General features: G+C 62.5%; 19 protein-coding genes. 4 read left to right on the top strand and 15 right to left on the bottom strand.

The genetic code is table 11. The features are described 5' to 3' along the window. Positions 1 to 5: 5 nt before the first annotated feature. Positions 6 to 557, bottom strand: a complete 552-nt coding sequence (locus tag AC1D1M_RS22050; protein ID WP_477777241.1) for a cytochrome b — start codon at positions 555 to 557, stop codon at positions 6 to 8. Positions 558 to 820: 263 nt separating this feature from the next. After that, positions 821 to 2,572 (bottom strand): flavin monoamine oxidase family protein, encoded by a 1,752-nt coding sequence (locus tag AC1D1M_RS22045; RefSeq protein WP_477777240.1) that lies wholly within the window; start codon positions 2,570 to 2,572, stop codon positions 821 to 823. A 223-nt stretch (positions 2,573 to 2,795) separates the two neighbouring features. Between AC1D1M_RS22045 and AC1D1M_RS22040 the strand changes: the two genes are divergently transcribed. Both AC1D1M_RS22040 and AC1D1M_RS22035 read left to right on the top strand, forming a co-directional pair. Continuing rightward, entirely contained in the window at positions 2,796 to 4,202 is a 1,407-nt protein-coding gene (locus AC1D1M_RS22040; protein WP_477777239.1) for an adenosylmethionine--8-amino-7-oxononanoate transaminase, read from the top strand. A 149-nt stretch (positions 4,203 to 4,351) separates the two neighbouring features. Continuing rightward, positions 4,352 to 5,071, top strand: coding sequence for a 16S rRNA (uracil(1498)-N(3))-methyltransferase (locus AC1D1M_RS22035; RefSeq protein WP_477777238.1), 720 nt, complete (start codon positions 4,352 to 4,354; stop codon positions 5,069 to 5,071). 2 nt (positions 5,072 to 5,073) lie between these two features. On the opposite strand, the gene AC1D1M_RS22030 is transcribed toward AC1D1M_RS22035, so the two are convergent. From AC1D1M_RS22030 to AC1D1M_RS22020, 3 genes are read right to left on the bottom strand one after another with little or no spacing between them, the layout of a single operon-like run. Beyond that, a complete protein-coding gene (locus AC1D1M_RS22030) occupies positions 5,074 to 5,976 on the bottom strand; it encodes a transporter substrate-binding domain-containing protein (protein WP_477777237.1) in 903 nt (300 codons plus the stop codon). A 29-nt stretch (positions 5,977 to 6,005) separates the two neighbouring features. Further along, positions 6,006 to 6,356 (bottom strand): RidA family protein, encoded by a 351-nt coding sequence (locus AC1D1M_RS22025; RefSeq protein WP_477777236.1) that lies wholly within the window; start codon positions 6,354 to 6,356, stop codon positions 6,006 to 6,008. 27 nt (positions 6,357 to 6,383) lie between these two features. Next, positions 6,384 to 7,625, bottom strand: coding sequence for a D-amino acid dehydrogenase (locus tag AC1D1M_RS22020; RefSeq protein WP_477777235.1), 1,242 nt, complete (start codon positions 7,623 to 7,625; stop codon positions 6,384 to 6,386). A 109-nt stretch (positions 7,626 to 7,734) separates the two neighbouring features. Here AC1D1M_RS22020 and AC1D1M_RS22015 point away from each other — a divergent pair, with 109 nt between their 5' ends. Beyond that, on the top strand, positions 7,735 to 8,652 hold the full coding sequence (locus AC1D1M_RS22015) for a LysR family transcriptional regulator (protein WP_477777234.1): 918 nt from the start codon (positions 7,735 to 7,737) through the stop codon (positions 8,650 to 8,652). On the opposite strand, the gene trhA is transcribed toward AC1D1M_RS22015, so the two are convergent. Continuing rightward, on the bottom strand, positions 8,649 to 9,266 hold the full coding sequence (gene trhA, locus AC1D1M_RS22010) for a PAQR family membrane homeostasis protein TrhA (protein ID WP_477777233.1): 618 nt from the start codon (positions 9,264 to 9,266) through the stop codon (positions 8,649 to 8,651). The genes AC1D1M_RS22015 and trhA overlap by 4 nt on opposite strands. A 65-nt stretch (positions 9,267 to 9,331) precedes the next feature. Between trhA and AC1D1M_RS22005 the strand changes: the two genes are divergently transcribed. Next, positions 9,332 to 10,276, top strand: a complete 945-nt coding sequence (locus AC1D1M_RS22005; RefSeq protein ID WP_477777232.1) for a LysR family transcriptional regulator — start codon at positions 9,332 to 9,334, stop codon at positions 10,274 to 10,276. A gap of 12 nt (positions 10,277 to 10,288) precedes the next feature. Here AC1D1M_RS22005 and madM read toward each other — a convergent pair whose 3' ends face one another. The 9 genes from madM to mdcA form a co-directional block, all read right to left on the bottom strand. Then, positions 10,289 to 11,053 carry a malonate transporter subunit MadM gene (gene madM / locus AC1D1M_RS22000; RefSeq protein ID WP_085716398.1) on the bottom strand — a complete coding sequence of 255 codons (765 nt, stop codon included), beginning with the start codon at positions 11,051 to 11,053 and terminating at the stop codon, positions 10,289 to 10,291. Position 11,054: 1 nt separating this feature from the next. Further along, positions 11,055 to 11,471 carry a malonate transporter subunit MadL gene (gene madL / locus AC1D1M_RS21995; protein WP_477777231.1) on the bottom strand — a complete coding sequence of 139 codons (417 nt, stop codon included), beginning with the start codon at positions 11,469 to 11,471 and terminating at the stop codon, positions 11,055 to 11,057. A 61-nt stretch (positions 11,472 to 11,532) separates the two neighbouring features. Further along, the gene (gene mdcH, locus AC1D1M_RS21990; RefSeq protein ID WP_477777230.1) at positions 11,533 to 12,444 is read right to left on the bottom strand and encodes a malonate decarboxylase subunit epsilon; all 912 of its coding nucleotides are present in this window, start codon (positions 12,442 to 12,444) and stop codon (positions 11,533 to 11,535) included. Continuing rightward, positions 12,441 to 13,061, bottom strand: a complete 621-nt coding sequence (locus AC1D1M_RS21985; protein ID WP_477777229.1) for a malonate decarboxylase holo-ACP synthase — start codon at positions 13,059 to 13,061, stop codon at positions 12,441 to 12,443. The genes mdcH and AC1D1M_RS21985 overlap by 4 nt, the downstream gene beginning before the upstream one ends. Next, entirely contained in the window at positions 13,055 to 13,858 is an 804-nt protein-coding gene (gene mdcE / locus AC1D1M_RS21980; RefSeq protein ID WP_477777228.1) for a biotin-independent malonate decarboxylase subunit gamma, read from the bottom strand. Before mdcE ends, AC1D1M_RS21985 begins: the two co-directional genes overlap by 7 nt. Then, positions 13,855 to 14,706, bottom strand: coding sequence for a biotin-independent malonate decarboxylase subunit beta (locus tag AC1D1M_RS21975; RefSeq protein WP_477777227.1), 852 nt, complete (start codon positions 14,704 to 14,706; stop codon positions 13,855 to 13,857). The genes mdcE and AC1D1M_RS21975 overlap by 4 nt, the downstream gene beginning before the upstream one ends. Beyond that, entirely contained in the window at positions 14,699 to 14,998 is a 300-nt protein-coding gene (locus AC1D1M_RS21970; RefSeq protein ID WP_007975424.1) for a malonate decarboxylase subunit delta, read from the bottom strand. Before AC1D1M_RS21970 ends, AC1D1M_RS21975 begins: the two co-directional genes overlap by 8 nt. After that, positions 14,998 to 15,888 carry a triphosphoribosyl-dephospho-CoA synthase gene (locus tag AC1D1M_RS21965; RefSeq protein ID WP_477777226.1) on the bottom strand — a complete coding sequence of 297 codons (891 nt, stop codon included), beginning with the start codon at positions 15,886 to 15,888 and terminating at the stop codon, positions 14,998 to 15,000. Before AC1D1M_RS21965 ends, AC1D1M_RS21970 begins: the two co-directional genes overlap by 1 nt. Then, positions 15,888 to 17,558 (bottom strand): malonate decarboxylase subunit alpha, encoded by a 1,671-nt coding sequence (gene mdcA / locus AC1D1M_RS21960; protein WP_477777225.1) that lies wholly within the window; start codon positions 17,556 to 17,558, stop codon positions 15,888 to 15,890. Before mdcA ends, AC1D1M_RS21965 begins: the two co-directional genes overlap by 1 nt.

The raw sequence follows: 17,558 nt of genomic DNA, 5'->3' as shown, positions 1-17,558 counted from the left end.
GAACTTCAGGCTTTGCGACCCAGCATTCGCTTGAGGGTCACATCACGGTCGATAAAGTGGTGCTTCAATGCTGCCAACGCATGGAGGCCGGAAAAAATTACCAGCACCCATGCCAGGTAGAGGTGAATCGCACCGGCGTTATCTGCCTGGTCCGGCAATCCGGAAACCAGGGCAGGCACTTCAAACCAGTCAAACACCGGAATCCCGGCACCTTCTGCGGTGGAAATCAGGTAACCGGCAATCATCACAGCGAACAGACAGAGATACAGAAAGGCATGGCCGAACATGGCACCCAGACGCGTCATGCGGCTGTAGCTGGCCAGGGTTGGCGGCGGCGGGCTGATGAAACGCCACAACACGCGCAATACCATGACCCCCAGCAGGATCAAACCGATGCTTTTATGCAGATCCGGCCCGTCCTTGCGCCATGGGTCGTAATAGCCGAGGCCAACCATCCATAGCCCAAGGGCGAACAAACCGAACACGGCCAGTGCCACGCCCCAGTGCATGAAGATGCTGACCCAGCCGTAGCGGGAGGTAGAGTTACGTAGCTGCATTGCCTAGATCCCTGTAAGTGCTGGCCCAAGACTATCGAGTTATCTATCGAATTAAAGCGGAAAATTTTGCTTTGAAATATCGAGAAATACGATCAAGAGTCTGAAACAGGCGAGTTAAGGAAAGATTAAAGTCGAAATTGTCAGGAAAAGTGAATACAAACCGAAGAACACCTGTATCAAATGTTTTATTCGTTTTTTGCTCCCGGATTTTTTCAGGCATAAAAAAACGCGGCATTTACGCCGCGTTTTTTTGATCCCAGGGCTTACTGCGCCTTGGTATCCGTTGCCAGGGTTGCCGCAGGTTTGACTGCCGGCTTCTTCACCGGCTCGGCTTTCTTCACCGGTGCCTTGGTCGGGGCTTTTTTCGCCTCGGTCTTGGCAGCTGGTTTCGCCGGAGCCTTCTTGGCCGGCTCGGCTTTTGCCGGGATTGCTGGCTTAGGTGCTTCGACCGGAGCCGGTGCAACGGCCGGGGCGGGTGCTGGCACAGGAGCAGGTGCAACCGGCTCAGGTGCCTTGACCAGCTCTGGCTTCTTCTCGTCGTCGGAGCCGCCGAACAGGTTGCTGAAAAAATTGCCTTTCTTCGCCGCCACCGCACCAGCGCCCGCCGCAGCGGCGGCCGGGACCACTTTCGCCGGTTCGAACGACTTGCCCGCCGCCAGGTCTTCAACCTGGCTGGCTGCACGCTGACCGGTGCGCAGCGCGCCTTCCAGGGTGCCCGGGTACAGGGTGTCGGTGTGTTCGCCAGCGAAGGTTACGCGCTGAATCGGGCGTTCCCACAGGCGCCAGAACTTGCTGATCTGGCCCGGACCGAAGGCCAGGTAGGCGCCGCCAGTCGACGGGTCGGTGCTGTAACGACGGATTTCATAACCGGTGAACGAGCCACGCGCCTGTGGATAGAACGTGTGCAGCCGGATCAATACCTGATCGACCATCTGCTTGTCGCCGAATGCCTGCATCACCCGCGCGTTGTCGCCGGACAGGTTGATCACCACGTTGGCACCGCCCTTCAGGGCTGGCTCGATCCACAACATGCCCAGGCCGGCGTTGCTGAAAATCTCGCCGGACATGCGCGCCTTGGGCTCCCACACCGGCGTCTTGAACTTCAGCATGATCTGGTCGCGCCAGCCGTAGTTGGTGCCCTTGATCGCTGCCAGGTGCTGGGCGTCCAGCGCCGGGGTCATCTGGATCTTGTTCAGGGCGCGCAGTGGCACGGCCAGCACCACGTAGTCAGCCTGATAGTTGACGTTGTCGACTTTGACGGTCACGCCGTCCTTGTCCTGAATGATCGACGAGACCCGGGAATTGGTCTTGATGGTTTTCAGCTGTTTGACCAGGGCCTGGGCCAGCACCGGGCTGCCACCGACCAGGCGCGAAGCCCGCAGGTCACGATCGGAAACGCCACGGTAAACGCGGCTCTGCTGCGCGAAGTACAGCAGCGACAAGCGCGAAGGTTCGTCGTAGCGGGTACGGATCTGCTGGTTGATCAACTGGCGGGCGGTGGCCGGCAGGTTCTGCTTGTCGAGCCAGCTCGACACGTTGATCTGATCCAGCGCGTGCAGGGTGTTGTTGGCGGCCGGGTTTTGCGGGTCGTCGATCGAGCGCGCCAGATCGTCCACGGTCTTGTCGAAACGCTTGAGCGCCTCGGCGGTGGCCGGCTGCTTGGTCGCCAGGTCGGCGGCGGAGAAATACTCGCCATCGATCAGGTAGCCTGGGGTCCGCACGAATTCAGGGGCCGGCGTGGTGCTCAGCTTGAAGTTCGACACGTACTTGTTCAGCACCGGTTGGGCCTTGTCGTTGCCAATCCACTCGCTGGTGGCCATGCCGGAACGGCCGCCCAGGCTCGACTTGGCTTCCAGCAGGGTGACCTGCCAGCCCTTGTTCTGCAGCTCGTACGCGGCAGTCAGGCCCGACAGGCCGCCGCCGATCACGATCGCGGTTTTATCCTTGGCCAGCGCAGACACGCTGAACAGCCCCAACATCACCAGCGCACAGGCGCGCAGCCAACCGACAGACATTCAGCGAACTCCGGAATCACACGAGGAAAACAGCAGTTTTTGCGAGCCAGACGGCTCAAGAACCGCGAAGGATACGTCAGCCTTCAAACACCCGCCAGCAACGTCTATCGGCCTGGATAAAGTAGCTCATTCGACACAATGGGTTGTCCCCGTGGCACGCATTGCATAGGCTTGCGCGATTGTTTGTCCGCGCCTGTCACGGACCGCCTCCAGGAGAGTGAAAATGGGCCTGAATAATCAGTGGATGCAACGCGATCTCGCCGTGTTGTGGCATCCCTGCACCCAGATGAAAGATCACGAACAACTGCCGCTGATCCCGATCAAGCGCGGTGAAGGCGTGTGGCTGGAAGACTTCGAAGGCAAACGCTACCTCGATGCGGTCAGCTCCTGGTGGGTCAATGTGTTCGGGCACGCCAACCCACGGATCAACCAGCGCATCAAGGATCAGGTCGATCAGCTCGAACATGTGATCCTTGCCGGCTTCAGTCATCAACCGGTGATCGAACTGTCCGAGCGTCTGGTGAAGATGACCCCGGAAGGCCTGACCCGGTGTTTCTACGCCGATAACGGTTCGTCCTGCATCGAAGTCGCGCTGAAAATGAGCTTTCACTACTGGCTCAACCGCGGTCAGCCGAACAAGAAGCGCTTCGTCACCCTGACCAACAGCTACCACGGCGAAACCATGGCGGCGATGTCGGTGGGCGACGTGCCGCTGTTCACCGAGACCTACAAAGCGCTGTTGATGGACACCATCAAGGTGCCGAGCCCGGATTGCTACCTGCGTCCCGAGGGCATGAGCTGGGAAGAACACTCGCGCAATATGTTCGCGGCCATGGAGCAGACGCTGGCCGAAAACCACGACACGGTCGCGGCGGTGATCGTCGAGCCGCTGATCCAGGGCGCCGGCGGCATGCGCATGTACCACCCGGTGTACCTCAAGCTGCTGCGCGAAGCCTGCGACCGCTACGGCGTGCACCTGATCCACGACGAAATCGCCGTCGGCTTCGGCCGCACCGGGACGATGTTCGCCTGCGAACAGGCCGGCATCCGCCCTGATTTCCTGTGCCTGTCCAAGGCCTTGACCGGCGGCTATCTGCCGCTGGCGGCGTGCATGACCACCGACGAGGTCTACAGCGCGTTCTACGACGACTACCCGACCCTGCGCGCATTCCTGCACTCCCACAGCTACACCGGCAACCCGCTGGCGTGCGCGGCGGCCCTGGCGACCCTGGATATTTTCGAAGAAGACAACGTCATCGAGAACAACAAGGCCCTGGCGCAGCGCATGGCTTCGTCGACCGCGCATCTGGTCGACCACCCGAACGTGTCCGAAGTGCGCCAGACCGGCATGGTGTTGGCCATCGAGATGGTCAAGGACAAGGCCAGCAAGGAAGCTTGGCCATGGCAGGAACGTCGCGGCCTGAAGGTGTTCCAGCACGCCCTGGAGCGCGGTGCTTTACTGCGTCCACTGGGTAGCGTGGTGTATTTCCTGCCGCCGTATGTGATTACCCCGGAACAGATCGACTTCCTGGCCGAAGTAGCCAGCGAAGGGATCGACATTGCGAGCCGTGACAGCGTCAGCGTGGCAGTGCCGAAGGACTTCCATCCGGGGTTCCGTGATCCGGGCTGATGATGCGGTCAATGTGGGAGCGAGCTTGCTCGCGATAGCGGTCTTTCAGCCACCATCAATGGTGAATGTCAGATCGTCATCGCGAGCAAGCTCGCTCCCACAGAAGTCCCCACCGATCCATGACCAACACCCTTTTTCAGAGACCCAGCATGAGACTGTCCCGCTTCTTTATCGACGCCCCCCTGAGCACCGGCGAGCACGAGTTGCCCGAAGCCCAGGCCCATTACATCAGCCGCGTGCTGCGCATGGCCGAGGGCGATGCGTTGCAGTTGTTCGACGGCTCGGGCCAGGAGTTTCGCGCCAGGCTGGTCGAAGTCGGCAAAAAGCGCGTGGTGGTGCAGATCGATGAAAGCTTTGCCGGGCAGGTCGAATCGCCGCTGCAAATCCATCTCGGCCAGGGCCTGTCCCGGGGCGAACGCATGGACTGGGCGATCCAGAAAGCCACGGAACTGGGCGTGAGCGAAATCACGCCGATTTTCACCGAGCGCTGCGAAGTCCGGCTCAAGGACGAACGCGCCGACAAGCGCCTGTTGCATTGGCGTCAGGTGGCGATCAGCGCTTGCGAACAGTGCGGGCGTTCACGGGTACCGGTGATTCATCCGCCACTCTTGCTGGCTGACTGGCTGAAGCAAACGCAAGCCGAGTTGAAGCTGGTGCTGCATCCGGTAGCCGAACCGTTGGTGAGCCATGCCAAACCTTCAAGTCTGGCATTCCTGATCGGTCCGGAGGGTGGTTTGTCCGATGCCGAAGTCGATCAGGCCAAGGCCGGCGGCTTCCACGCCGCCCGCCTCGGTCCACGGGTGCTGCGCACCGAAACCGCGCCGGTTGTTGCACTGGCGGTGGCCCAGCAACTCTGGGGTGATTTCTAAGGCTACTGCACCGGATCACTCACCGGTTTGGCAATGATCGCCTTGAGTTCGCTGGTCATCGGGAACTCAAGGTTCAACCCCTTCGGCGGGATCGGCTGCTCGAACCAGCGCTTGTAGATGCCATTAATCTCGCCCGAGCTGTACAGATCCGCCAGCGCGCCGTTGACCAGCGCCAGGAACTGCGGATCGTCCTTGCGCACCATGCAGCTGTAGATCTCCCGCGATTGTTCCTCCCCGACCACCACCCACTTGTGCGGGTCCTGGGCCTTGGCGCGCTCGCCGTAGAGCAGCGCGTCGTCCATGTAGAACGCCACCGCCCGGCCCGATTGCAGCATCTGGAAGGCTTCGCCGTGGTCCTTGGCGCTGATCACGAACATGTCGATCTTGTGATCGACGTTGTAGCTTTTCAGGAAGCGCTCGTTGGTGGTGCCGGCGGTGGTCACCACGTTCTTGCCGCGCAGGTCAGCGAAGCTCTTGATCCCACTGTCCTTCGCGGTCAGCAACTGGCCTTTGACGTAGATGAAGCCATAGGAGAACGCCACCTGCTTCTGCCGTTCGGCGGTCACGCCGGTGGAGCCGCACTCCAGGTCCACGGTGCCGTTCTGCACCAGTGGAATGCGGGTCTGCGAGGTCACCAGGTTGTACTTCACCTTCAAGTCCGGCAGCGCCAGTTGCTGCTGGATGCGCTCGACGATCTTGCCCGCCAGATCCACCGAGTAACCCATCGGCTTGCCGCTGTGATCACCCACGTAGGAGAACGGCACCGAAGCATCGCGATAGCCCAGGGTGATGCTGTTGGCGCTGGCGATCTTGCTCAGGGTGCCGGTCAGCGGCGCTTCATTGGCCTGAACCTGACTGCCGAGCAACAGGCCAAGCGTACAAGCGAGCAACGTGTTTTTTTGCATTGTTATTCTCCGTTGTGGGTGTTGGTTTATCAGACGCGTGCAGCGAAGACGGTGATTTCCACCAGCACCTGCGGACGGGCCAGTTCGGCCTGCACGGTGGTGCGGCTCGGTGCCTGCCCCGGCGATAGCCAGGCCGACCAGACCTCGTTCATCGCAGCGAAATCCTCGGTGATGTTTTTCAGGTAAATGGTCGCGCTGAGCAGATGATCCTTGTCGCTGCCCGCCTCGGCCAGCAAGGTATCGATTTTCGCCAGCACTTCGCGGGTCTGGCCGCTGGCATCCCGGGCATCGCCCGGCACCTGCCCGGAGAGAAACACCAGGTCGCCAAAGGTCACGGCGCCAGACAGGCGCGGGTTGCTATGCAGTCGGGTAATGGTCATTGCAGTGTCCTCTTCTGAAATAGGTGTTCAGGCGGCCCGGTGGTTGAAACCACGCAGGTCGATGGAAGGCCGGCGCTCGCCGATCAGTTCGCTGAGCACGCGCCCGCTGCCGCATGCCAGGGTGAAACCCAGCGCGCCGTGGCCAAGGTTGAGCCACAGGTTGCGATACGCCGTCGCGCCCAGCAACGGCACGCCGCTGGGGGTGGCCGGGCGCATGCCGGCCCACTCGACGGCTTCGTCATAGGCGCCGGCATTTGGAAAGGTGTCATGGGCCTGACGCTTGATCAGCGCCAGGCGCTTGGGGTCCAAAGCAGGGTCGAAGCCGACGATGTCGACCATCGCCGCCACTCGCAATTGCTCGCCGATGCGGGCGTAGACGATCTTGCGGTCGTAGTCGGTGATGCTCACGTCCGGCGCCCGGTGACCGGTGCCGATCGGCACGGTCAGGCTGTAGCCCTTGAGCGGATAAAGCGGCAGTTGCAGCCCGGGCAGCGCCAACAGCGGACTGCGGTGACCGGCGGCGATCACCAGTTGATCGACCGGCAGCACTTGCTCGCCCAGTTCGATGGCGTTGACGCTGCCGTTGCTGTGGCGAATGCCGGTCACCGCTTGCCCGAGGCGAAATTCGCAACGGCCGGACGCCTTCAGTCGTGCGGCCAGTTGCTGGCAGAAACCGTGGCAATCGCCGACCTCTTCGTCCGGGGTGTAGATCGCCCCGACAAAGGGCGCATCGATCAGCGCCGGTTCCAGTTGCGCACATTCGGCCGGCGACAACACCTGCTGTTGCTGCGGGTCGGCCAGGCCCTGGCGCGCATGCTCGAAGCTGCTGTTCTGGCGGAAAGTCACCAGTTTGCCATTGCGCCGCCACTGGAATCCCGCCAGTCCATCGTCCTCGCGCCAGGACTTCAATGTGTCCTGGCTGAACAGCGCCAGGCGCAGCAAGTGCGCAGCGTTCTCGCGGTTGACCGAGCGGCGGCAGGCGCCGAGGAACGACGCCATCCAGCGCCACTGGGCCGGGTCGAAGCGCGGGCGTAGCTTCAGCGGTGAATCGCCGCGCAACATCCAGCCGATGGCTTGCCAAGGCACACCGGCGTCGGCCAGGGGCGCGACATAGCGATAGGACAACTGGCCGCCGTTGGCGAAGCTGGTTTCGCTGCCCAGCGAGTCCCGTACCTCGACCACCGTCACCTCGAAGCCGTCGCGCACCAGCGCATAGGCCGTTGCCAGGCCAATCACGCCGCCACCGATGATGCACACACGCTGAGCCATGTCCGTCCCTAAAACCGTTGTGAAGACGAGGCCAAGGTTAGAGCCAGGTGACAGACGCTGAACAATGCATAAAGATGGCAAACCCATAAACAAAGGTTATGGACTTGCCATGCGCCTTCGCCATATCGAAATTTTCCAGGCCATCCGCCAGACCGGATCGATCAGCGCTGCCGCGCAATTGCTGCACGTCTCGCAACCGGCTGTGAGCAAGGTGTTGCAGCACGCCGAGCAGCAATTGGGCTTCCCGTTGTTCCTGCGGGTACGCGGCAAGTTACAGGCGACGCCGGAAGCGCTGGAGCTGGAGCGCGAAGTGGACAAGGTCAGCGAAAGCCTGCAAGGCGTGCGACGCCTGGCGCAGAGCCTGCGCCGCGAGCCTGGCCACAGCCTGCGCATCGGTGCCACCCCGGCGCTGGCCCTGTCATTGCTGCCGCCGGCCATTCACGAATGGACCGGGCGTTACCCGGACATCGTTTGCGAACTCTCCAGCGCCCACAGTCGCGAACTGGTGCAGAACCTGTTGATGCGCGAAGTGGATGTCGCCCTGACCCTGCAACGCCCGGATCACCCGGGGCTCAAGGCCCAGGCGCTGGCGTCCGGCGTGCTGGTGGCGCTGGCGCCGAGTGGTTACTGGACTCAGGAAGAGGTGGGTAAACCGTTGCCGCTGATGGCGCTGGCGGATGCGCCGCTGATCGGTTTATCCAGCGCCGATCCACTGGCCGCGCGGCTCGACAGTTACCTGGAAGCGGTCGAACCGCCGCCCCGGGTACGCATCGCCGTGCAAACCTACTCACTGGCACGGGCGATGGTGGAATCCGGCGCGGGCCTGGCGGTGATCGACCCATTCACCGCCCTTGGCGCCTCTCCCGCCACCACAACGATCCGCCCTCTGGCACCACCGTTACCCATCACCCTGTACGCAGTGACCCGCGCCGCCGAACCACCGCCCCACACCTTGAACGATCTGTTGCAGGTATTCAGCCGTCGAGCCCGGGAACAGCTGGATCGCCTGGTCCCGGAACAGCCTTAAAGGACATAGAAGAAAATCGCCACAAAGTGCAGCAAACTCCCGGCGATCACGAACAGATGCCAGATCCCGTGGGCATGGCGCAGGCGATGATCGAGGGCAAAAAAGATAATCCCGACGGTGTACAGCACCCCGCCCGATGCCAGCCACGCAAACCCGACGCCCCCCAGCGCTGCGAGCAGCGGCTTGACCGCCACCAGCACAATCCAGCCCATCACCGCATAAATCACGATCGACAGAGTCCGCGCTTCCGAACGCGGCTTGATCTCTTGCAGGATGCCGATCAGCGCCAGTCCCCAGACGATCCCGAACAACGTCCAGCCCCACGGCCCGCGCAGGGTCACCAGGCAGAACGGCGTATAGCTGCCGGCGATCAACAGGTAGATCGAGAAGTGATCGACCTTCTGCATGATCGCTTTCTTGCGCCCGCGCACGCTGTGGTACACGGTCGATGCGCTGTAAAGCACCAGCAAGGTGAAGGCGTAGATCGCCATGCTGACAATTTTCCAAGGGCTGCCGTCGAGACTGGCCAGCACAATCAGCCACACCCCGCCGATAAACGCCGCCACTGCCCCAACCAAATGCGTCCAGGCGTTCAGTCTTTCCCCGTGATACATGCGTTGCTCACCTCAAATCTCATTGCCGCAGAGCGCAAGGCTCAGGCCTCAAGCGTAAAAGCGCAATGTTTCTGTACGACGGGCCCGGTGTAATTGGGCACAATCGAGTCATTCCAAAAAGAGTCCGCCCCATGCTGATCGATGAAGAGTTGACCCTGAAAAAACTCGAGGTGTTCCTGGCCTTCATGCGCACCGGCAACCTGGCACGGGCCGCTGCCGAATTGCAGACCAGCAATGTCAGCGTGCATCGGGCGATCCATTCCCTGGAAAGCGCCCTGCGCTGCCCGCTGTTCAAGCACGAAGGCCGTAACCTGACGCCGCTGGAGAGCGCTTATGTGCTGGAAGAGAGGGCGCAGAAGCTGATTCAGGATGTCGTTGAAACTGTGCGCCTGACCCGTGAAGCCGCCGGGTTCTCGGCCGAGCGCTTCAAGTTGGGTTCGCTGTATTCACTGACGGTGAAAACCGTGCCGCAACTGATCATGGGTTTGAAGATCCGCCGCAGCGAGCTCAACATCGACCTGATTCTGGGCTCCAATATCGACCTCCTCTACAAACTCAAGAACATGGAAGTCGATGCAGCCCTGGTATCGCTGGACGAGAGTGTCAACGATCCGGATTGCGAGCAGATCCCGCTGTTTTCCGACGACATCTTTCTCGCCACACCCGCCGACTCGAAGTTTGCCCAGCGAACCGAAGTCGACCTGGCCGAGGTCCGCGACGAAACCTTCATCACCCTGACCCAGGGCTTCGCCACCCATCAGGACGGCAAGCGGGTATTCGAGCAGGCAGGGTTCGAGCCGAAGGTGGCGATGCAGGTCAACGACATCTTCACCCTGCTGAGCATGGTCAGCTCGGGCGTGGGTTATGCGTTGCTGCCGGGGCGGATTGCGGCGGTGTACGAGAACCGGGTGAAGCTGATCCCGTTGCAGGAAAAGTACCGCTTGCCCACATTGGAATGCGATCTCCTGTGGGAGCGAGCTTGCTCGCGATGGCGTCTGAACATTCAATGACGATGTAGCGGACTACCCAACAATCCCGCGAACAATGAAGTACAACAACGAAGGCCCGAGCAAGCAGCCAAGTCCGGTGTGGAACGTCGCGGTCAACGCGCCATAAGGCACCAGACGCCGGTCCGTCGCCGCCAAGCCGGCGGTCACGCCACTGACAGTCCCGGCCAGCCCACCGAACACCATCGCCGAGCGCGGGTTATCCAGGCCCATCCAGCGCGCCGCCATCGGCGTGCCGACCATCACCAGAATCGCCTTGATCAGACCCGTGGCAATCGACAGCGCCACCACATCGGAGCTGGCGCCAATGGCCGCTCCGGTGACCGGCCCGACAATGTAAGTCACCGCACCCGCGCCAATGGTGGTCATGCTCACCGCATCGCGGTAGCCGAATGCCCAGGCCATGCACGCGCCGACGATGAACGGCAGCACCGTGCCCAACAGCAGCGCGATCACACCGATCAAGCCGGCCTTTTTCGCTTCCGTGGCCTGCACTTCAAATGCTGTGGCGACGATGGCGAAGTCCCGCAGCATGGCACCGCCCATCAACCCGATGCCGGAAAACAGCGTCAGGTCCGCCAGGCCTTTTTGCCCGCCGGTCATCGTGCCGCCAACCCAGGCCAGCACCAGGCCGATGACGATGGCAATCGCCGAACCGTGGATACGCCCGAAGGTCAGGCGTTTGGAGATCACCACTGACACCCACATGATCACGCCGACAAAGGCGAATGCGGTGACCAGACCGTTGTGTTCCAGACCGTTCTTGATGAGATCCCACATATCAGCGACCTCCTGCCGGTGCGCCAACCGGCGTTACATCCGCCGGTTCATCGGGCAAGGGTTCGCCTCTGTGGGTCCGGCTGATCAGGGCAATGGTGCAGCCGCAGATCACCACCGAACCGATCGCCGCCAGCACTGCCACCGGGCCGCCGTGCAGCGCCGTGACTACGTTTTGTTGCGCGGCCATCGCCACCACCACCGGAATGTACATCGCGCCCCAGAAGCCGACGCCCATCTCGCAATCCTTGGTCATGCCGCCACGCTTGTGCATCCACAACCGTGCGCAAATCAGCAGGATCATCGCGATCCCGACACCGCCGACGTTTGACTTCACCCCCAGCAACACACCGAGCATGTCACCCATGATCACCCCTGCCAGCGTACAGATCGCCAACAGCGCCACACCGTAAATAATCATTGTTGTAGTCCTCAAAGTGCATTTCGAATGTTGTTTTTGTTGTTCGAAGCCTGAGTCGGTTTTAGGAGTGACGACTGCCCTCCTCTCGCATCAGCGCCTGCAAGGTATCGAGCCGGGCACCGTCGAAGGCAATCACGGTGCCCTGCTCGAACACCCGGCGCGCCAGCCCGGTCAGCACCGTACCGGGCGGCAGTTCGATCTGTAAGCGCACGCCGCGTTCGTAAGCGCTTTGTACCGTGCCGCGCCAATCGACGATGCGGCACATGTTGAAGGCCAGGTCGTCACGCAAGGCTTCAGGCTTGATCAGCGGACGCGCGCGACTGCCGCTCAGGTAGCCGATCTTCGGGGTTTGCAGCGGCACTTTGGCGAAGGCTTCGGCCAACCGTTGCGCGGGCACCTCAAGCAATGGGCAGTGGGACGGCACGCTCACTGCCAGACGCTTGGCCAGGCCAGCCCCGCAACCCTTCGCCAACTCGGCCACCGCTTTCATCGCAGCATCGCTGCCCGCAATCACTACTTGGTTATCGGCATTGATATTGGCCAGATAAACCGGCATTTCTGCGCTGTGCACCCGGGCCAGTAATCCTTCCACCGTGGCCAGGTCCAGACCGATGATCGCGGTCATGCCGTAGCCTTGTGGATAAGCCTGCTGCATCAACTGACCGCGCAGGCTGACCAGATGCAACGCATCGCTGAAATCCAAGGCACCGGCTACCACCGCGGCCGGGTAAGCGCCGATCGACAAGCCGGCCACGTAATCCGGGGTCAAGCCCAGCTGGCGTGAAGCGGCGACACCAGCGATCAACAGGCAAAGCTGAACCGCCCTCGTCGACTGCAACGCCTCGGCAGAATCCAGTTGCGTCACATCTTCACCGAGCAGGTCGCTCGCCTCGTTCAACGTTTCCCGAGGCAAACGCGCCAGCATCCCGGGCTGTTGCGCGCCCTGGCCGGGGAACACCAGCAAGCGGCTCACGCGGCTTGCTCCTGCGGATTCCACGGATCAGTAACCAGAGTCGCTTGAATGGCATTTTTCAGCAGGACCCGCGACGAAGCACCGGCCCATTCGCGCAAGGCAACGGCGCCCGATGGTGTCTGCAATTGCAGGTCCACGCGGCACACGGCTGCGTCGAGAACGGCCACCATCGCCTGCGCGTCGACACGACTCAACGGGCGCGGCGTACGCAGGATCAGGTCGAGGTCGCTGCCCTCATGCAAAGCGGCAAACCCACTGGCCAACTCGAACCCGGCGCTGCCGCTGACACCCCAGACCCAACCACTGTCATCGAGGTGCGAGCGCAGTTGCGCCAAGGCCCGCAGCGCCGGGAAATCGCGCTGGCCTTGAACATGGCAGAGCTCTTCCGGCCGCACCCGCCGCGTGATGGCGGTGACTTCCATCACCGCTGCAAATCGCTGTTCACGCAACGGCCCGCGCACGCCCACCGCCACCTGTCCCGCCACGCTCAAGGCGCGACGGACCACCACCGGCTGGCCGGCACTGATCGACTCGGTCACCCAGGCAGGCGCATCCGCCGGCAACTGCTGCGGGGTCATGCCCCACAGCAGGTCGTGAGCCAATAGCGTGCTCACCACTGCGCTCTCAGCAATTGGCGAACCTTGCTCGACGCCGCCCGATTGGCCGCACCCAGGCGACCGCTCAGATCACGGCCACTGGCAACCACATCGCCAATCGCCTGATGCAGACACTCGGTCACCCGCGCCAGATCCGCCGCCGTCGGCTGCTCGATCTGTTCCACCGACAAGGTTTCCCACAGCAGCCCGAGGCTGGCATAGCTGTCGATGTCATAGGCCATCGGCGGCACGCTGGAAGCCAGGGCTTCGAGTTCTTCGACGCTGCGCAAGGTCACCCGCGCCGCCGACGCCTTGCCCATGGCGTGCACCATCACCCCCGGATCGCGCAGGGCGATCAAGCGGTTGGCCTGATAACCGTGGGCCAGAAATGCCCCGGACATCGCCTTGCCCACCAGTAAGCCGATCACCGCATGACCGGCCAGACGGGCACGGGCATAACTGTCCGCCGCAGCGGCCAGCGCCTGATGAATGCCGAGGGCTTCTTCGCGTCGGCCGTAGGCCTGGCTCGGCACGTCGACGATGGCGATCACTGCGCGCTTCTGCGTTTTGTCAGCATCGGCGGCAATCACCTCATCCACCGCCTTCGCCAGGCCCCAGCCTTCGAGCAGCCCCACTTCGCCATTGCGTGCACGGACGAAGCGGTTTTCCGGGTCGGCCACCACCGCGATGAAACGCACAGGCTGATCGCCCAGCGAACCGTCGGCGACCTTCAGCGAAGCCGGCAAACCCTCGACCGCTTTCGCCCCGGCACTCAAGGCGTTGAACCAGTTCAAACCTCGCAGGGAATACGAACTCATGGGCGTTCTCCTTGGTACAGATCGCGAACCACAGACGGCTCGATTTGCGGTTCGGCGTCCAGACGCGCCAGGCGTTGCAAGTACAGTTCGGCCTGTTGGCTACGTGGTTGCGCCGGCAAACCTTGCTGGAGCAACTCGCCGACTTGCTGGCGAATCTGCGCCACGTCGTCGGCAACATAGCGATCCACCAGGCCACTGGCGAAGCGCTGCTCGCCACCGGTCAGGCTCCAGATGAAGGGCCGGTCGCGGGAGTCGTATTCCTCGAGTCCGGCTTCCTGTTCGATCACCTGCGGGCCGTTCAGGCCGAGTCGCGCCTCCTGGGTCACCAACAGATAGCTGCACAACCCGGCGGCAATCGACATGCCGCCAAAGCAACCTACGCTGCCCGCCACCACACCGACCACGGGTTGGTACTGCTGCAACTCGACAATCGCCGCGTGGATGTCGGCAATGGCCGCCAGGCCTAGGTTGGCTTCCTGCAAGCGCACGCCGCCGGTTTCCAGCAGCAGCACGGCGCGGGTCGGGATGCCGTTGCGATTGTCCTCAGCGGCCAGTTCCAGTGCACCGGCAATTTTTGCTCCGCCGACTTCACCGAGGCTGCCGCCCTGGAACGCACCTTCGATGGCCGCGATCACCACCGGCAAACCATCGAGATTGCCCTTGGCGATCACCACGCCGTCATCGGCTTGTGGCACCACGCCCTGGCGCGACAGCCACGGCGACATGATCCGTTGAAAGGGGTCGAGCAGTTCGCGGAAGGTGCCGGCGTCGAGCAGGGCCCTGGCTCGTTGCCGCGCACCGAGTTCGACGAAGCTGTGCTTGTTGAGCAGGGATGCGCTGTCAGTCATGGCCGATCTCCTCGAAGCCTTGTTCCAGACGCAGGCGCACCACGCCGGGTGTCGCGCCGAAATCGTGGATGTCGATGTCCATCGCCGGTGGCGTCTGGCCGTCGAACATCCGTGCGAACAGATGCTGCCAGCGTTGTTCACTGCCATTGACCGAGGTCTGCACATTGATCGTCAGCTTGCCGGCCTGGCCTGGTTCGATCAGCACCTCCAGATCACCCGAGCCGACACAGCCCACCAGGGTGCGACCGCGTGGCGGCTGCCCGGCGGGGAATTCAAAAGATAAGGTTTCCATCAAAACGCTTCCCTTCTTGAATGGCAGAGGATGAGGCCGTCGCCAGACGCGATACGGTCGATGAACAGGCAGGCTGCGAGCAGGTCGGCAGCGCCGCCGGGCGAGGCATTCAACGCGATGAGTTGTTGGTCCAGCTCGTGCAGGCGGCGACGTCCGGCGAGGCTGGCACTGCCACCCGCGTCGAGCACCGCCCGGGCGCCCAGTTGCATGGTGCTCAGGCCTTCTTCACCGGCGCGGTAAAGCACGCAGGTGTCGGCCAGATTGGTCATGATCGCCAACAGCGCATCGAGCCGGGCGTTCTGCTCGCCATGACCGGCTGCACGGCTGCGCAGCAGTTGTGGCAGGGCACGTTGGGTCACCGCCGGAAAACCCAGCTGCGCTTCTTCACGGGCACCGCGAGCGCCGTAGTGCTGGGCGACTTGCGCACCGTGACTGAGCGGGCGTGGTGCAAAACGGTCGTCGAGCAAGGCCAAACGCGCAGCCCGTAACGCCACGCTATTGGCGCTGCAAGATTGAGGTTCCAGCGCCGCGGCAGTGACCAACAGGCCCAAGGCCCAGATCGCCCCGCGATGGGTGTTAACGCCGCCGGTAGTGTCGAGCATCGCTTGCTCGCCTTCTCGACCGATTCGGCCCACGGCTTCGCGCAGTGGTAATCCGACTTCGCCGAACTCAATGGCTGCTTCAGCCATTTCTTTAAAGGCCGGCCACAACGACAGCGCCGATGCGTGCATCAGCCCCAGGTGCAAATCGGTGTGGGCGCCATTGCCGCGACGGTCGACCAGTGCCGGTTTCGGCGACAGATCAGCTTCGTCGATCAGCGCGTCCACCGCCAGGTCCGCCAGCCGTTCGGCCAGGCTCAGGCTTCTTGGTTGCAGGTTAAGTGCGTGCATTACCAGCTCCTGAACTTGGCGGGCGGGTTGTAGAGACCACCGGACCACTCCACCAGATCGGCCACGCTTTTCGCCGCGAGCAACTCGCGAGTGGCGTCGGTGCGACGGATGCCGAGGTCTTCGGGCAAGGCGATCAGGCCTTCGCGGCGCATGCGCGCGGTGTCTTTCGGGTTGTGGCGCAGGCCGATGGCGGTCACCCCGGCGACGGCGGCGATCATCGCCTGGCGTTCTTCCAGCGAGCGCGCCTTGTACAGGTAGGCGATGCCTTCTTCGGTCAACAGGTGGGTCACGTCGTCGCCGTAGACCATGATCGGCGCCAGTGGCATGCCGCTTTTCTTCGCCACATCGACCGCATCGAGGGTTTCAACGAAAGTCGGTTTGCCGCCCTCTTGGAAGGTTTCGACCATCTGCACCACGAGTTTCTTGCCACGTTCGAGCATCGGCTCGGCCACATCGGTATTACGCATGTCGAGCCAGGCCGGCGTGCCGTGGCGACGACCGCGCGGGTCGTGGCCCATGTTCGGTGCTCCGCCGAAACCGGCCAGGCGCCCGCGAGTCACCGTGGAGGAATGGCCGTCGCCATCGACTTGCAAAGTCGCGCCGATGAACAGGTCCACGGCGTATTGCCCGGCCAGTTGGCTGAACATCCGATTGGAACGCAGAGAGCCGTCGCGCCCGGTAAAGAACACATCCGGCCGCGCCGCAATGTAGTTCTCCATCCCCAGCTCGGTGCCGAAGCAATGCACGCTTTCGACCCAGCCACTTTCAATCGCCGGAATCAGGGTCGGGTGCGGGTTGAGCGTCCAGTTGCGGCAGATCTTGCCTTTGAGGCCGAGGGATTCGCCGTAGGTCGGCAGGATCAGTTCGATGGCCGCGGTATTGAAACCGATACCGTGGTTGAGGGATTGAACATTGTGTTTTTCGTAGATCCCGCGGATCGCCATCATCGCCATCAGCACGTGTACCGGCTTGATGTGCCGTGGGTCGCGGGTGAACAGCGGTTCGATGTAGAACGGCTTGTCCGCCACCACCACGAAGTCGACCCAGGAGGCGGGAATGTCGACCCGCGGCAGGTCGCTGACGTTATCCACCAACTGGTTGACCTGGACGATGACGATGCCGTCGCTGAAGGCCGCCGGTTCAATCAGTGCCGGGGTGTCTTCGGTGCTTGGCCCGGTATAGATGTTGCCGGCGCGGTCGGCCATGAACCCGGCCGACAACACAACGTTGGGAATCAGGTCCACCACCAGCCGTGCGTAGAGTTCGATGTAGGTGTGGATCGCGCCAATTTCCAGCAGGCCGTCTTCGAGCAACTGGCTGATGCGCAGGCTTTGGGTACCGGCAAAGGAGAAGTCGAGCTTGCGGGCGATGCCGCGTTCGAACAGGTCCAGGTGCTCGGAGCGCCCGACGCTGGGCATGATCATGTGCAGGTCATGCAGCTTCGCGGGGTCGGCCTTGGCCAGGGAGCGCGAAAGGAAATCCGCCTGCTTCTGGTTGTTGCCTTCGAGCACCACGCGGTCGCCGGGCAGGATCAACGCCTCCAGCGCCGCGACGATGTTGTCGGTGGGCAACACCACGCCGTCGGCAAGACCTCGCACCAGCTCGAGGCGCCGCTGCTTTTCGCTGCGCCGCCGCGTCCATCGCGAGTCGGGGGATATTGTTGTTGTCAT

This window comes from Pseudomonas sp. P1_F7, from assembly GCF_056405655.1.
The sequence above is the reverse complement of the archived record's forward strand: the minus strand, read 5'-3'. Positions and strand labels throughout refer to the sequence as shown.

Coding starts and splice junctions, on each gene's coding strand:
- AC1D1M_RS22050 (WP_477777241.1), bottom strand. CDS start 557: ATGCAGCTACGTAACTCTACCTCCCGCTACGGCTGGGTCAGCATCTTC.
- AC1D1M_RS22045 (WP_477777240.1), bottom strand. CDS start 2,572: ATGTCTGTCGGTTGGCTGCGCGCCTGTGCGCTGGTGATGTTGGGGCTG.
- AC1D1M_RS22040 (WP_477777239.1), top strand. CDS start 2,796: ATGGGCCTGAATAATCAGTGGATGCAACGCGATCTCGCCGTGTTGTGG.
- AC1D1M_RS22035 (WP_477777238.1), top strand. CDS start 4,352: ATGAGACTGTCCCGCTTCTTTATCGACGCCCCCCTGAGCACCGGCGAG.
- AC1D1M_RS22030 (WP_477777237.1), bottom strand. CDS start 5,976: ATGCAAAAAAACACGTTGCTCGCTTGTACGCTTGGCCTGTTGCTCGGC.
- AC1D1M_RS22025 (WP_477777236.1), bottom strand. CDS start 6,356: ATGACCATTACCCGACTGCATAGCAACCCGCGCCTGTCTGGCGCCGTG.
- AC1D1M_RS22020 (WP_477777235.1), bottom strand. CDS start 7,625: ATGGCTCAGCGTGTGTGCATCATCGGTGGCGGCGTGATTGGCCTGGCA.
- AC1D1M_RS22015 (WP_477777234.1), top strand. CDS start 7,735: ATGCGCCTTCGCCATATCGAAATTTTCCAGGCCATCCGCCAGACCGGA.
- trhA (WP_477777233.1), bottom strand. CDS start 9,266: ATGTATCACGGGGAAAGACTGAACGCCTGGACGCATTTGGTTGGGGCA.
- AC1D1M_RS22005 (WP_477777232.1), top strand. CDS start 9,332: ATGTTTCTGTACGACGGGCCCGGTGTAATTGGGCACAATCGAGTCATT.
- madM (WP_085716398.1), bottom strand. CDS start 11,053: ATGTGGGATCTCATCAAGAACGGTCTGGAACACAACGGTCTGGTCACC.
- madL (WP_477777231.1), bottom strand. CDS start 11,471: ATGATTATTTACGGTGTGGCGCTGTTGGCGATCTGTACGCTGGCAGGG.
- mdcE (WP_477777228.1), bottom strand. CDS start 13,858: ATGAGTTCGTATTCCCTGCGAGGTTTGAACTGGTTCAACGCCTTGAGT.
- AC1D1M_RS21975 (WP_477777227.1), bottom strand. CDS start 14,706: ATGACTGACAGCGCATCCCTGCTCAACAAGCACAGCTTCGTCGAACTC.
- AC1D1M_RS21970 (WP_007975424.1), bottom strand. CDS start 14,998: ATGGAAACCTTATCTTTTGAATTCCCCGCCGGGCAGCCGCCACGCGGT.
- AC1D1M_RS21965 (WP_477777226.1), bottom strand. CDS start 15,888: ATGCACGCACTTAACCTGCAACCAAGAAGCCTGAGCCTGGCCGAACGG.
- mdcA (WP_477777225.1), bottom strand. CDS start 17,558: ATGACAACAACAATATCCCCCGACTCGCGATGGACGCGGCGGCGCAGC.